Here is a 14,461-nt window from a genome sequence, read left to right as displayed (position 1 = left end):
CTGAGCGGTCCTGAGAATTGTTAAGTTGAAGTTTCAAGCAATCCATTGCGGGGATCGCCGGGCCTGGATCCCTCGATGCAGGACCGTTTTGCTGGCCGCTGGATATTTCGATCTAGTCCGCCCCCTCCGGCGTACGCGGTCGGGCGGCGGACAGCCCGGCTGCGCCGGCTCGATCACCGCGGAAAGTAGGGTTACGCGCATGCGTGTCTACCTCGGCGCCGACCACGCCGGATACGAACTCAAACAGGCCATCATCGAGCACTTGACGGCCAGCGGCCACGAGCCCGTCGACTGCGGCGCCTACACCTATGACGCCGAGGACGATTACCCGGCGTTCTGTATCGCCGCGGCGCAGAGAACCGTCGCCGACCCCGGCAGCCTCGGCATCGTGCTCGGCGGTTCGGGCAATGGCGAGCAGATCGCCGCCAACAAGGTGCCGGGCGCCCGCTGCGCGCTGGCGTGGAGTACCGAAACCGCGTCCCTGGCCCGTCAGCACAACAACGCACAGTTGATCGGTATCGGCGGACGCATGCACACCACAGAGGAGGCGCTCGCCATCGTCGACGCGTTCCTGACCACGCCGTGGTCGGAAGCCGAACGGCATCAACGCCGAATCGACATCCTGGCCGAGTACGAACTGACCCACAACGCACCCCCTGTTCCCGGAGCCCCGGAGTAAGCGGTGCCTGAGGGTCACACCCTGCACCGGCTGGCCCGCTTGCATCAACGCCGCTTCGGCCGCGCTCCCGTGCGCGTCGGCAGCCCGCAGGGCAGGTTCAGCGACGGGGCCGCGGTGGTCGACGGCCGGATTCTGCGCAAGGCTGACGCCTGGGGCAAGCACCTGTTCCACCACTACGACGGCGGCCGGGTGGTGCACGTTCACCTCGGGCTGTACGGCACGTTCACCGAATTCCCCGCCGCGGACGTCGACGAGATCCCGGATCCCGTCGGGCAGGTCCGGATGCGGATGATCGGCAGTGAGTACGGCACCGACCTGCGCGGCCCGACGGTCTGCGAGGTGATCGACGAGGCCGAGGTGACCGGTGTGGTGGCGAAACTGGGGCCCGATCCGCTGCGCAAGGATGCCGATCCGTCGCCGGCGTGGGCTCGAATCAGCAAGTCGCGCAGACCTATTGGCGCCCTGCTGATGGACCAGACGGTGCTGGCCGGCGTCGGTAACGTCTACCGCAACGAGTTGCTCTACCGGCATCGCATCGACCCTTTCCGGCCGGGCGTCGACATCACTGCAGGCGAGTTCGACGCGATGTGGACCGACCTGGTGGAGCTCATGAAGGTGGGCCTGCGGCGCGGCAAGATCGTCGTCATGCGGCCCGAAGACGACCACGGCGCGCCCTCCTACCGCACGGGCCGACCACGCACATACGTCTACCGCCGGGCGCTGGAACCGTGCCGGATCTGCGGGACGTCGATCAAGACCGTGGAACTCGAGGGGCGCAATGTCTTCTGGTGCCCCACCTGCCAGACCTGACGAGCGGGTAACCAGCGAGCTCACAGGTTTGACGGGACAATCTGCGAGTGGAACTGATCCTGGTTGTCGTCGGTGCGATCGTAGTCACTGCCATGGCCCATCGGCGCGGCCTCGAGCCCGCGCTCATCATCGTCGTCATCGGCGGTGCGGTGTCGTTCCTGCCGGGATTCGAAGCGCCCGAACTCGATTCGCACATCCTGCTGACCGTTGTGCTGCCACCGCTGCTGTATTCGGCCGCACTCGACTTCTCGTTCCCGACGTTCCTGCGCAACATCAAGCCGATCCTGGGTCTCGGTGTCGGGTTGGTGGTGGTGACCGCCTTCACGGTGGCCGCGGTGTCGTCGTGGTTGGTGGTGGTGCCGCTGACGTTCGCCACGGCGTTGATCCTCGGGGCGATCGTCGCGCCTCCGGACGCGGTGACCGCTGTGGCCGTGGGCCGCAAGCTGGGCTTACCCAAGCGGGTCATGGCGATCCTGACCGGCGAGAGCCTGATCAACGATGCGGCCGCCCTGGCCTTGTTCTCCATCGCGGTGGCCCAGGTGGCCGGCACTCACACCTTCATCGAGAATCCGCTGCTGTTGTTCGGCTACAGCGCCATCGTCGGCCCCCTCGTGGGCGCCGCGCTGGGTTTCGTGACCTTGTGGATCCGGCGCCGGCTGGCCAATCCCGGCCTGGAGACGGTACAGGGTCTGGTGGTGCCGTTCGCCGCCTTCATCGCCGCCGAGCACTTTCACGCCTCCGGGGTGTTGGCCGTCGTCGTCGCCGGATTCGTCGTCGGCACCGGCACACTCGATGCCGGCTATCAGACCCGACTACAGGAGCGCTACGTCTGGAACTCCGTCGACGTCCTGCTGGAGGCCTTTGTCTTCGCCTACATCGGGCTGCACCTGCGGTTCGTGCTCGAAGACCTGCGCGAGGCGCACGAGTCGCTGGCCGAGGTGGCGATCGCGTCCGGGATCGTGCTGTTGGTGGTGTTGGTGATCCGCCCGGTGTCGGTCTTCGCCATGTTCAGCCGGGGAGTGTTGTCCCGGCAGGTCGAGAAGCGGCTCAGCGTGCCGATCCCCGACGGGGGCGGCCGCGGCGCGCTGGGCACCCGCAGGCGGGCCAAGGCACCCGGCAAGTGGCGTTCCCGGATCGACAAACGCTCCCTGACCTGGCAAGAGAACCTCGTGGTCTCCTGGACCGGTATGCGTGGCGTGGTGACTCTCGCTGCGGCAGCGGCCATTCCGGCGACGACGGCGGCGGGGGAGCCGTTCCCGGAACGCGCCACCATTCAGGCGATCGCGTTTGTGGTCAGTGTCGGAACGCTGCTGCTGCAAGGGTGGACCCTGCCGCTGTTGATCCGCCGAGTCGACCTGTCCTCTGATGAGGAGCACCTGTACGCATTCGCGGAGACGGCGAAAGCCGAAGACATCGTGCACCAGGCGGCCAACGAGGTGCTGGCCGAGTTCCAGGCCAATCCGCCGGACGGGCTCGACCCGCGGGTGCTGGCCGAGATCCGCACCACGATCGCCCGTCAGTCGCAGGACGCCGACGAGATGCCGGACCCGGAGGCGCACACCCTGCGTGCGGAAACATTCGCAGCGCTCTACCGGGATGTGCTGACCGCGCAGCGGGCCGCTCTGATCGGCGAGCGGGATCAGGGCCGTATCGACGACGAGGCGGTACGGGCCATGCTGGAACGCCTGGACCTGCAGGAAGCGGGCGTCACCGCCCGGCTGGAAAGCCGCTTCTAGAAGCCGCCGAAGTCCCCGCCGCCGAAATCGCCGCCACCCCAGTCGCCGCCGCCCCAATCCCCGCCGCCGGAATCGCCGCCCCAATCCCCGCCGCCGCCGTCGCCGCCGTCACCGAAGCCCTGGTCATAACCCTGCGCGAAGCCTTCTTCGTAACCGGTGCCTGCCATCCCGGAGAACAGCGTGCTGAACAGCAGCATGGAGCCGACGCCCCAGGCGCCCGCCACCAGGGCCGGCTTCCACCACGGCTCGGAGTACCAGCCGGCGGGGACCGGCCGGCCGGCGACCGTGCCGCCCGGGTAGTAATTGGGGGTGCGTTGCGACGGTGCGGGCGAGGCCTCGATCTCGCGTCCCTCGAACTGCACACTGCGGTCCTCGGTGACCTGCCCGGCGGTGCGCTGGCCGTGCAGCGATTCGAGTTCCGGGCCCGGGTCCATGCCCATCGCGACGCGCGCCGCGCGCACGTAATACAGCCCCTCCAAGGCGCTTTCCTTGGCCAGCAGCGCCTGTTTGGCGGTGGTGGCCTGCTCGATCTGGGAGCCGGCCGCGGTGTAGCGCTCCGACGCGTCGGCCAGTGCCTGCTTGGACGCATCATCGGTGCCGCTGAGGTTGATCACCTGCCCGCCCAGCCGTTCGATGATCCGGCGCGCGTCGGCTTTGGCGTCCGCCAACGACGCCTCGTTGCGACGGCCCGCGTTGCGCGAGGAACTCCAGACGGCCAGACCGATGGCCGCGACAACAACGATGATCAGTAGCAGCAGGAAGCCGTCCATGGCGTCCAGGGTACTCACAGAAAACGAGTACCTCCCGGGACAGCGGACAGGCTAGAAACCGAGGTCGACCGGAACGAACCGCGACGTCACGTCTCCGGCCAGGGTCTCGTCGCAGGAGTCGATGCCCTGCGGCGGCCTGCCGGCGCTGATGTCCCGGCCGGCTGGCCGTGCCCACACCCCGCGCGCACTGGTGGTCAGTTCGAAGAACACCGAGACAGTGCCGCCGATCGCCATCACGTTGCCCAGCAGCGGGGTCACTGCGGTGGGATACGAGCGGTCATGGCGTGCAAGCAGGTTCGAGTAGTAGGTGTGGAATCAGCGGCTCGACGCGCCCGTCAGGGTGGCCTCCACACCGGCCGCCACGGCGCCGCTGCTCGGCGGAATCGGCACGTACGGCAGCGTCGTCGCCACCGCCTGGGCCGCCGTGGGCAATACGATGCTCACCTCCGAGACGTTCACGACGCCGAAGGACGTGAAGTCCTCGTATGCCGTCGCCGAGTCCACGATCTGCAGGGTCAGCGAGTCGGTGGGCAGGGCCATCGTGTACGCGATGTTCTCCATGTCGAATACCACCGTGTGTTCGCGACCGTCGAGCGTCACCGGTATCGGCGTCACCAGATTGCCGAGCACCCGTCCGGTGGAGTTGTCGACGAGCTGAGCGTAGAGGTGGCGGCTGGTGCCCAGACCCTGGTAGGTCAGCGTCAGGGTGGGTGCCCCGACCACGTGGATCGGGGTGTTCACAGTGGTGCCCTGGTTCGGGATCTCCAGCTCCAGCGCGTACCGGGATTCGGCGGCCGCCGGCAGCGACAACGGGAACGGGGCCTGAGTCTGCGGACCCGAGCCGCCGAGAATCGGGATGAGGGGTAACAGCCCGCCGGCGCCGGACAGCTCGATCACCTCGTCGCCGAAGAAGTCCGATCCCTCGGTGGGCAGGGTGTCGGTGGCGAACCAGTTGCCGCGCTGGTCCACCCACATGAAGGTGGGCCCGGGCGCGACGGGGGAGGGCTGACCCTTGTACTTGACGTAGGTGTCCATCCAGGCCAGCGTCTGTGCGTTGAGGTAGCCGTATTGGTCGGCGGCCTGTTGTGGGGACAGGTCCAGGCAATACCCGTGGCCACCGCAGTACCAGATCATCCGCACGGGCACCGTGGGGTCGAGTTGTTCGGCGTTGGCCAGGGCCTGCTCGAGCACAAAAAGACCGTCCACCGTGCCTTGCAGGAACAACGTCGGCGCGGTGATGTTGCCGACGACGGTGTCAGGGCTGTTCTCCGAGAGGAACCTCTGCTGGAACGGGGTGAGGAACCCCGTGAGGAGCCCGGTGAGAATGCCGGCGTAGATGGTCGGGTCCGGCCTGGCGCCGGTGATGGCCAGCGACAGCGCCAGCAGTGACGCCCACGATGTCTTGAAGGTCTGGTTCGGGTAGAGCGCGGTTTCCAGGGAATTCCACGCGATGCCCGGGGCGATAGCGTCGATCCGGCCGTCGGTGCCGGCCGAGGTCAGTTGGATGCCACCGCCATAGGACCCGCCGACCATGCCCACCAGCGGGTCGCCCACGCTCTCGAGCTTGACGCCGGGTTGCAGGGCCGCCCAGTCGATGATGGCGGAGACGTCGCGCGCCTCGAAAAGCTCGGAGTCCAAGTGCATCTGACCACCCGAGGCGAACTCACCACGCGGGTCCCAGGTGATCACGTTGTATCCGGCTTCGCGGATCTGGGAGATACCCGGCACCAGACCGGACACCGTGTTGAGTTGGGACAGATTGATGTAGCCCGCGGTGGCAAGGCTGGGGCCGTTCAAAACCGTTGGCGCCCCGGCAGCCACATCCAAGCCGGAGGCGGGGAAGAAGTTGACGCTGATCAAAGTGCCGTCGAAGGACGCGAGCTTGGTGGTGAACGCGATCGGTGGCTGATCTTCGCCCACGTACTCGTCGACATCCACCTCGACGCCGAAGCGCTCGGCTCGGCCGATCAGTGGGGACAGCAGGTCTTTGAGGATGGGCACCTGCTGCAGGACCACCAGGATCCTGGGGGCGATCATGTTGACGATCGGGATGTTCTGCAGGGCCTGGGTGAAGCCCGTCTGCTGGGCCACCAGTACGGAGAACCGTTCGGCGCCAACGGGTGTGGTGGGGGAGAGATACGGCAGGAAGGTGAAGTTGCCGTTGGCGGAGTCGAGGCTGACCTTGCCGCCGCCGGTCGGACCGTCCACCACGGTGTAGGTGAAACCCGTGGCAGGCGCTGTGGTGTTGGTACCGGTGATCACGCCGTCGTCGAGGGCGATGCCGGGGTTGTAGGTGAACGTGTCGGCCGCGAGTTCGCGCCGCGCGGCGGCCGCCAGGACCCACTCGGCGGGGGAGTCCGTGGTCCGGTTGCGGTCCCCAGGTGCGGGCGTATCGGAGGCAGCGGGCGTGCGGATCTGGGTGAGGCTGTGCCGCATCGGCGTTGCGGCAGCGACAGACGCCGCGGGCTCGTCGTCCCGTTTTTCCGGACGGTCCCCGGTCTCGGCGGTGGCGTCCGTTGTGGTGTCGTCTGTTGCGGTGTCGTCTGTTGCGGTGTCGTCCGATGAGCGGTCACGGCGACTGCTGGCGTAGGCCGGCCTGGCGGTGGAACCGGCGGGGGAATCGGCGTCGTCGGTGTCGCCGGTGTCGTCGCGTTCGGTGATTCTGACCTTGATGCTGTTGCGCGACTTGATATCTGCCGAGCCGCCCGAATCCGATTCCGAGCTCTGGGATCTCGAGTTACTGGAGGTGGTCTCGGTGTCCGCTGAGGCGGTACCGCCGCCGGCAAGGATCGCTACCCCCACTCCCAGCGCTACGGCGAGACCGCCCACCCGACCCACGTATGTCGCTGCACCCATGTTGTCCTCTTTGCCGGCCGGGTTGCTCACAAGATGTGGCCGACAGTACCGCCCCGGATCGATTTATTGACGTCATTCGTAAATCGGGATCGGGCGCGTCAACGCAGGTGCTTGCCCTACACCAGCAACGACCGCAGTTGTCTTGTGCGACTGCGGCGTTGGTGTGCTCAGCGGTAGTAGATCTCGTCGCCGTCCGGGTAGCCGCCACCCGTGGTGGTGATGTGAACGTGGTCGTAGTGGCCGTATCCGGAGCCGTGTGCGCCCGAGGGCGTGTAGTACACACCGCGCCAGATGGCGTCCTGGATACCGAACCGGTCCGCATGCTTGAGGACGTAGGCCACGATCTCGTTGCCGAGCGCGATGCCTTCGGCCGAGCCGGGGTTCTGGATCATCACGTCCAGGGCCAGACCGTCGGGATGCCAGCGCAACGCGTCGGCGCGCACGCCGCCGATCTCCTGGATCTCCGGGAACACGGCGCTGATGCTGCGGGCGGTCAGGATGGTTCTGACTTGCAGGCCGCGCTCGGGCGCCTTTCCAGCGGGCAGCGTGGGCTGGACGGTCCGCAGACCGCGGGACGCCGAGGCGTACGAATCGGCGGAGAACTTCATACCGTTCTGCACCCCGCCCATCGGTGCCACTGCCACCAGTTCGGTACAGCAGAGGGCGGCTGGTTCGTTCTCGGCGGGAAGGGCGAGCTGATCGACAACAGGCGCGGCCTGGGTCTCCACCGGGACTTGACCGACATCGCCTTTGACGGCGAAGAGAACGGCAGCGGGAACGGCAACCGAGGCCAGGGCAATCGACGGATTACGCCGCTTCCTGGGCTGAGAATGCCGTCCCACGGACAGGATCCTACGGGAAGTGCCGGAGATTACCGCAACAAAAGTTGAAAATGCTCCTTCGGCACATTTCGTTACGCGATCGAGATTGACGCGCCATCAGTCCGCGATCTGGGCCGCAGCACACGGGTTGACCTGCACAGACAGGGCAACCCGCGTGCGGCTGCCCGATCAGTCGTCGTAGTTGCTGGCACCGTCGGAACCGCGCGGTCCCGCCGTGCCCCCGGTGCCGCCGGCTCCGCCCGCTCCGCCTGAGCCGCCCTGGGGTTCGATGGTGGCTCGGGCGTCGCCGCCGTTGCCGCCGCGACCACCGTTGCCTGCGAGGGCTCCGCCGGTCCCGCCGCTACCGCCGTCACCACCGGCGGCATCCCCTTCGCCGAAGGTGTCACCGCCGTCGCCTCCGGCGCCACCCGGGCCCGCAAGTGCGCCGCCGCGCCCGCCATTTCCGCCCTTGCCGCCGTCAGAGTTGCCGCCCGTGGCGACCGCCGAGCCTCCGTTGCCGGCCGCACCGCCCGCTCCGCTGACGGTGGAGTTTCCGCCCGTACCGCCGTTACCTCCCACGGCGTGGGTGAAAATACCGTTTGCGTTGCCACCGTCGCCGCCACGTCCGCCATCGCCGACGACCGAGTATCCGCCCGCGCCGCCGGCACCGCCGGTGGTGGTGGTTTCGAAGTCGGTGGCGACGCCGTGGCCGCCGGTGCCGCCGGCGCCGGCTTTACCGACGGTCGCATCGCCCCCCTCGCCACCGGCACCGCCCGCGGCGCTGCCGTGCTGCGAGGTGCCCTCGCCGCCGTTCCCGCCGCGGCCACCATCCCCGGACACCCATCCACCGCGGCCGCCGTTACCACCTGCGCCGCCTTGGCTATTGGTGCCGGCCTTGTCCTCGTCCGTGGCAAGCGTGTTCTGGTCCCCGCCACCGTTGCCGCCGGCACCGCCGTTGCCGGCGAGCAACCCGCCGCGGCCGCCGTCGCCGCCGCGGGTGGCCGCCGAGAGCTGGCCGTCCTCGTCGTAACGGGCGTCGGCCCCTGCGCCGCCGTCGCCGCCGTTGCCGATCAGCCACGCGCCGTCACCGCCCCGGCCGCCGGCCACGCCGACGCCCTGACTTCCGTTGCCGCCGTTACCGAACAGGAAGCCGGCGTCACCGCCGTTGCCGCCGTTGGCACCGTTACCGCCGTTACCCCACAGCAGACCGCCGTTGCCGCCGTTGCAGGCCGCACCGGTGCAGTCGGCGGGTGCGTCCAGACCGTTGCCGATCAGCCATCCGCCGTAGCCGATGACCGGTGGTAGCGCCACTGCGGCGGTACCGAGGGACGGAACGGCCCCGCCGTTTCCGTCCAGGAGGTAGTTCAGGGTCGATTCGGTCGTGGTCAGCCTGATTTCGGCGCTCTGAGGCACCTCGACCGACGCGGCGACGGCCCAGGCGCCCATGCCTGCCAGCGCGGCGCCCGCGATGCCGGTGGAGACCGCGGACTTTCGAAGTGACCGAGTAGAGCCGTGTTTTGCCATGCGGAACTGACCCCTGACTGTAGAGACGATGTGGGAATGACGAGGCGCTACGGGCTGGTGGCGCGGATTGAATTTATGGGTAGCTTTACCGCAGGTCAAGCGTCATTGCGGTAAACATGGGCGAAATTGACGCACATGTTTGTGCGAGGTGCCCGGCAAACGATCCCGCGCTCCGCGCCGGAGTTGCTGGATGGCGGTGCCGAAGCGTTGTCGCGGATCGAGCTCACATGCCCCTGTGATGCGCCGATGTGCGTGCTGCCGCACGAAAAGCCCGGTGTGGCAGCAAGATCGGGGGTTGCGGTCCGGTTCCTAGCCGGCACCGCCGTTGGTGGTGCCGTCCGTGCCGTTGCTTCCCGTGCTACCGCCGAGGCCGCCGCTGCCGCCGACGCCGCCCTTGCCCGCCTGGGCGTCCGCACCGGGGTCGGCCGTCGCGTTGCCCCCGTTGCCGCCGCGCCCGCCGATACCTGCGACGGCGCCGCCGCGGCCGCCGTCACCACCGCGGCCGCCGGAACTGTAGGCGTAGTTGGTATCCGAGTTGCCGCCGCTTCCGCCGGCGCCGCCCGTCCCGCCGACCGCCGAGTTCCCGCCCCTGCCGCCTGCGCCGCCCTCCGAGCCGGCGCCGTTGTCCAGGTGGTCGTCCCAGTTGTTGGCGTTGCCGCCGTTGCCACCTCTGCCGCCATCGCCGACGACCGCGTACCCGCCCTCGCCACCGGCGCCTCCGGTGGCGATCTCACCGGCTTCGTTGGCCGCCCCGAAACCGCCGTTGCCGCCGTTACCGGCCTGGCCGAAGGTGGCGTCCCCACCCGCGCCGCCGGCACCACCGGTCGCGTCGCCGTCGTCTGTCGACACGGCCCGGCCGCCGTCGCCGCCCCAGCCGCCGTCGCCGAACACCCACCCGCCGCGGCCGCCGTTACCGCCGGCACCGCCGCGGGCGTCGGTGGGCGCGTTCTCGTCGAGGCCACCTTCTCCACCGTCGCCGCCATCGCCGGACAACAGCCCGCCGCGGCCACCGTCACCGCCAGCGGTCGCCTTCGACTGACGGGCCTCATTGGTGACGTCGTACCAGGAGGCCGCGCCCGCGCCGCCGTCGCCGCCGTTGCCGATCAACCAGCCGCCGTTACCGCCTCGGCCACCTGCGGTGGCGCCGGACACCACGGTGCCATCCTCGTCGATGACCGCGGCGACGCCGTTGCCGCCGTCGCCTCCGTTGCCGAACAGGAAGCCGGCGTCACCGCCGCGACCGCCGTTGGCGCCGTTTCCGCCGTTACCCCACAACAGACCGCCGTTGCCGCCGTTGCAGGCCGCACCGGTGCAGTCGACGGGCGCGTCCAGACCGTTGCCGATCAACCAGCCGCCGTCGCCGATGGCAGGTGGCAGTGCCACGGCGGCGGTCCCGAGCACCGGAGCATTGCCGTCGAGCAGGTAGTTCAGTGTCGATTCCGTCGTGGTCAACCGGATGTCGGTGCCGCCGGTCGGCAGGTCGACCGACGCGGCGACGGCCCAGGCGCCCATACCTGCCAGCGCGGCGCCGGCGATGCCGGCAGACAGTGCGGACTTTCGGGGTGATCGACCGGCGGCGGTTTTTGCCATGACGTGTTGACTCCTGACTGTAGGGACCATCGTTGCGCAATGGGGCTGTAGCGCCAGATGAATCTATGCGTAGCTCCTGCGCTGATCAAGACATGCCGCAGTGAACGGAAGAGAAATTGACGCACAAGCTGAGCAACGCCGGGTGGCAAACATGACAGGTGGGCCTATCGATGTTGCTGGAAGCGGAGCCCCCCGAGGGGGTGTTCGGGTGGCCCGGCGACGGGCGCACGTGGCCCGATCTCTGAATCATGTTGTCCGCGAACGGTTCTCGCCCCCGTGCCGCAACAGTGGCGGGCTGCGTCGACAAGAACCCGGAAAAAGATGTGAGGTGGCGCCGAAGCTGACTTCGGCACCACCTCAGGAGAGCGGGCGACGGGAATCGAACCCGCGTAGCTAGTTTGGAAGACTAGGGCTCTACCATTGAGCTACGCCCGCGTGTATTGCTCGAGCCAGACTGTACCGGCCCGGTGGAGCTCAAAGCCAATTGACGCCCCGCAGCCGATACGGCCTGTGTTCGGTCATGCCCGCGCAAGCCGTAGGATGCCGTGGGCTTGTTCGACAGCGTCCGCGTGCGAATGCGCGGACGTCAGGAGCAGGTGCCGGGGTGTAGCGCAGCTTGGTAGCGCATCCGCTTTGGGAGCGGAAGGCCGCAGGTTCAAATCCTGTCACCCCGACCAGCACGACCATCGAGACCGACATCACCAGCGAAAGTAATTCGAGGAGTACCTGTGAAGAGCACCGTCGAGCAGTTGAGCCCCACCCGGGTGCGGATCACCACGGAGGTGCCCTTCGAAGAACTCGAGCCCGACTTCGACAAGGCGTTCAAGCAGCTGGCCAAGCAGGTCCGGCTGCCCGGCTTCCGCCCGGGTAAGGCGCCGCGCAAGCTGCTCGAGGCCCGCATCGGCCGCGGCGCGGTGCTCGAGCAGGTGGTCAACGAGGCGCTGCCGGCGCGCTACAGCCAGGCCGTCAGCACCACCGACGTCAAGCCCCTGGGGCAGCCCGAGATCGAGATCACCAAGATCGAGGACGGCCAGGAACTGGTGTTCACCGCCGAGGTCGACGTCCGTCCCGAGATCACCCTGCCCGATCTGAGCGCGCTGACCATCACCGTCGATCCGATCGAGGTCACCGACGAGGACATCGACAAGGAACTGCAGACGCTGCGCGCCCGGTTCGGCACCCTGACCGGGGTGGACCGTCCGGCTCAGGAAGGCGATTTCGTCTCCATCGACCTGTCGGCCACCGTCGACGGCGAGGACGTGCCCGACGCCAAGACCGAGGGCCTGTCCCACGAGATCGGCTCCGGCCAGCTCATCGAGGGCCTGGACGAGGCGATCATCGGCCTGAAGTCGGGGGAGACCAAGGTCTTCACCACCACGCTGGCCGCCGGTGAGCACGCCGGCAAGGAGGCCGAGGTCACCGTCACGGTCGGTTCGGTGAAGGAGCGCGAGCTGCCCGAGCCCGATGATGAGTTCGCCCAGCTGGCCAGCGAATTCGACACCATCGACGAACTCAAGGCGAACCTGTCCGAGCAGGTGGAGCGCTTCAAGCGCATCCAGCAGGCCGAGACCATCCGGGACAAGACGCTGGAGACCCTGCTCGAGCAGGTCGACATCGCGCTGCCGGAGAAGATCGTGCAGGCGCAGGTCGACGAGACCGTGCACCAGGCCATCCACGGGCTGGACCACGACGAGGAGAAGTTCGCCGAGGCGCTCGCCGAGCAGGGCAGCTCGCGCGAGGAATTCGATGCCGACGCGCGCACCAACGCCGAGAAGGCCGTCAAGACCCAGCTGCTGATGGATGCCATCGCCGACGATCTCGACGTGCAGGTCGGCCAGAACGACCTCACCGAACGGCTGGTGCTCATGTCGCGCCAGTACGGCATCGAGCCCCAGCAGCTGCTCCAGGTGCTGCAGCAGAACAACCAGCTGCCGGCGATGTTCGCCGATGTCCGTCGGGGCCTGACCGTCGCTGCCGTCGTCGAGGCCGCCACGGTCAAGGACACCGACGGCAACGTCATCGACACCGCGGAGTTCTTCGGATCCGGCTCCGATGAGGCCGACGCCGGCGACGAGGACGCAGCTGAGGATGCCGACGAGCAGGCGTCGGTGTCGGTGGAGCCGGACGGCGACACGAAGTAGTTCTGGGCGGAGGGCCCGCCCTCGGCGCGTGACGCTCACAGCGAAAGCACGCGCCTCAGGGAGTGCAGGTGCGCGCCAGTTCGTTAGGGTCGTTTGAGTATGAACACGAGAAAGCAGGTATCCCGTCGTGACTGACATGCGTTCCGGGTCAATGGGCCTGAACCTCACCGACTCGGTCTACGAGCGGTTGCTGGCCGAGCGGATCATCTTCCTGGGCACCCAGGTCGACGACGACATCGCCAACCGGCTGTGCGCGCAGATTCTGCTGCTGGCCGCTGAGGACCCCACCAAGGACATCAACCTCTACATCAACTCTCCCGGCGGCTCCGTCAGCGCCGGCATGGCCATCTACGACACGATGGTGCTGGCGCCGTGCGACGTCGCCACCTACGCCATGGGTATGGCCGCGTCGATGGGTGAGTTCCTCCTGGCCGCGGGCACCAAGGGCAAGCGCTTCGCGCTGCCGCACGCGCGGATCATGATGCACCAGCCGTCTGCCGGTATCGGCGGTAGCGCGGCTGATATCGCCATCCAGGCCGAGCAGTATGCGCTCACCAAGAAGGAGATGAACCGGCTCAACGCCGAGTTCACCGGTCAGTCCTTGGAGCGCATCGAAGCCGACGCCGACCGCGACCGGTGGTTCACCGCCCCGGAAGCCCTCGAATACGGCTTCGTCGACCACATCATCACCCGCGCCCACCTCAACGGGAGTGCCTCATGACCTCACCCAGTGCTCGCTACATCCTGCCGTCGTTCATCGAGCACTCGAGCTTCGGCGTCAAGGAATCCAACCCGTACAACAAGCTGTTCGAGGAACGCATCATCTTCCTCGGCGTGCAGGTGGACGACGCGTCGGCCAACGACATCATGGCCCAGCTGCTGGTGCTGGAGTCGCTGGATCCCGACCGTGACATCACGATGTACATCAACTCACCCGGTGGTTCCTTCACCTCGCTGATGGCGATCTACGACACCATGCAGTACGTGCGCGCCGACATCCAGACGGTGTGCCTGGGCCAGGCTGCCTCGGCGGCCGCGGTGCTGCTGGCCGCCGGAACCCCCGGCAAGCGGCTGGCTCTGCCGAATGCCCGCGTGCTGATCCATCAGCCCGCGGTGGGTGGCGCCATCCAGGGCCAGGTGTCGGATCTGGAGATCCAGGCCGCCGAGATCGAGCGCATGCGCACCCTGATGGACACCACGCTGGCACGCCACACCGGGCGTACGCCCGAGCAGGTGCGCAAGGACACCGACCGCGACAAGATCCTCACCGCGGCCGAGGCCAAGGACTACGGGATCATCGACACGGTGCTGGACTACCGGAAGCTCTCGGCGCAGTCTGCATAGCCGCCGTACCGGGGCGCAGCGCGACGCACGGTCGCGGCCGAATCACGACGGCGACACGGCCGCGCGTTGCGCCCCCGGTAAGCAGGCCGAGGCGCTATGTTCTTGCGACAAGCGAATACCACCGACGCTATTCGCTTTATCAGTCGCCCAGTACCCGGATAAGCGGGTAGCGTCGGGAACAGCACAAATA

At 67.9% G+C, this 14,461-nt stretch carries 12 protein-coding genes and 2 tRNA genes; 7 read left to right on the top strand and 7 right to left on the bottom strand.

Annotation, left to right across the window (positions count from 1 at the left end; all coding sequences use genetic code 11):
- Positions 1-199 precede the first annotated feature (199 nt).
- The 3 genes from NL241_RS24635 to NL241_RS24625 are packed head-to-tail and all read left to right on the top strand — an operon-like array spanning position 200 to position 3,225.
- Positions 200-679, top strand: coding sequence for a ribose-5-phosphate isomerase (locus NL241_RS24635; RefSeq protein ID WP_487693469.1), 480 nt, complete (start codon positions 200-202; stop codon positions 677-679).
- 3 nt (positions 680-682) lie between these two features.
- Positions 683-1,489, top strand: a complete 807-nt coding sequence (locus tag NL241_RS24630; RefSeq protein ID WP_487693470.1) for an Fpg/Nei family DNA glycosylase — start codon at positions 683-685, stop codon at positions 1,487-1,489.
- Positions 1,490-1,536: 47 nt separating this feature from the next.
- Positions 1,537-3,225, top strand: coding sequence for a cation:proton antiporter (locus NL241_RS24625; RefSeq protein ID WP_494395305.1), 1,689 nt, complete (start codon positions 1,537-1,539; stop codon positions 3,223-3,225).
- Here the strand turns inward: NL241_RS24625 and NL241_RS24620 are convergent.
- The 7 genes from NL241_RS24620 to NL241_RS24590 all read right to left on the bottom strand — a co-directional run bounded on the left by NL241_RS24620 (position 3,222) and on the right by NL241_RS24590 (position 11,221).
- The gene (locus NL241_RS24620; protein WP_487693510.1) at positions 3,222-3,995 is read right to left on the bottom strand and encodes a DUF1542 domain-containing protein; all 774 of its coding nucleotides are present in this window, start codon (positions 3,993-3,995) and stop codon (positions 3,222-3,224) included. The two genes, NL241_RS24625 and NL241_RS24620, sit on opposite strands and share 4 nt — an antisense overlap.
- 51 nt (positions 3,996-4,046) lie before the next feature.
- The gene (locus NL241_RS24615) at positions 4,047-4,253 is read right to left on the bottom strand and encodes a hypothetical protein (RefSeq protein WP_487693473.1); all 207 of its coding nucleotides are present in this window, start codon (positions 4,251-4,253) and stop codon (positions 4,047-4,049) included.
- Positions 4,254-4,310: 57 nt separating this feature from the next.
- On the bottom strand, positions 4,311-6,851 hold the full coding sequence (locus NL241_RS24610) for a CocE/NonD family hydrolase (RefSeq protein ID WP_494395304.1): 2,541 nt from the start codon (positions 6,849-6,851) through the stop codon (positions 4,311-4,313).
- A gap of 167 nt (positions 6,852-7,018) precedes the next feature.
- The gene (locus NL241_RS24605; RefSeq protein ID WP_487693475.1) at positions 7,019-7,693 is read right to left on the bottom strand and encodes a VldE C-terminal domain-containing protein; all 675 of its coding nucleotides are present in this window, start codon (positions 7,691-7,693) and stop codon (positions 7,019-7,021) included.
- A gap of 168 nt (positions 7,694-7,861) precedes the next feature.
- On the bottom strand, positions 7,862-9,196 hold the full coding sequence (locus NL241_RS24600; protein WP_487693476.1) for a hypothetical protein: 1,335 nt from the start codon (positions 9,194-9,196) through the stop codon (positions 7,862-7,864).
- 309 nt (positions 9,197-9,505) lie between these two features.
- Positions 9,506-10,786: a hypothetical protein gene (locus NL241_RS24595; protein ID WP_494395303.1), complete on the bottom strand. Its 1,281-nt coding sequence runs from the start codon at positions 10,784-10,786 to the stop codon at positions 9,506-9,508.
- Between the two features lie 364 nt (positions 10,787-11,150).
- Positions 11,151-11,221: transfer RNA gene (locus NL241_RS24590), tRNA-Gly, on the bottom strand.
- Between the two features lie 165 nt (positions 11,222-11,386).
- Between NL241_RS24590 and NL241_RS24585 the strand changes: the two genes are divergently transcribed.
- From NL241_RS24585 to NL241_RS24570, 4 genes are all read left to right on the top strand, one after another.
- Positions 11,387-11,463 (top strand) — tRNA-Pro (locus NL241_RS24585).
- Between the two features lie 51 nt (positions 11,464-11,514).
- A complete protein-coding gene (gene tig / locus NL241_RS24580; protein WP_487693478.1) occupies positions 11,515-12,927 on the top strand; it encodes a trigger factor in 1,413 nt (470 codons plus the stop codon).
- Between the two features lie 136 nt (positions 12,928-13,063).
- Positions 13,064-13,648 (top strand): ATP-dependent Clp protease proteolytic subunit, encoded by a 585-nt coding sequence (locus tag NL241_RS24575; protein ID WP_487693511.1) that lies wholly within the window; start codon positions 13,064-13,066, stop codon positions 13,646-13,648.
- The gene (locus NL241_RS24570; protein ID WP_487693479.1) at positions 13,645-14,271 is read left to right on the top strand and encodes an ATP-dependent Clp protease proteolytic subunit; all 627 of its coding nucleotides are present in this window, start codon (positions 13,645-13,647) and stop codon (positions 14,269-14,271) included. Before NL241_RS24575 ends, NL241_RS24570 begins: the two co-directional genes overlap by 4 nt.
- Positions 14,272-14,461 lie beyond the last annotated feature (190 nt).

It is taken from the genome of Mycolicibacterium sp. SMGY-1XX (assembly GCF_059132455.1).
Note: the sequence above shows the minus strand (reverse complement) of the source record. Positions and strands in the feature narration are given on the sequence as shown.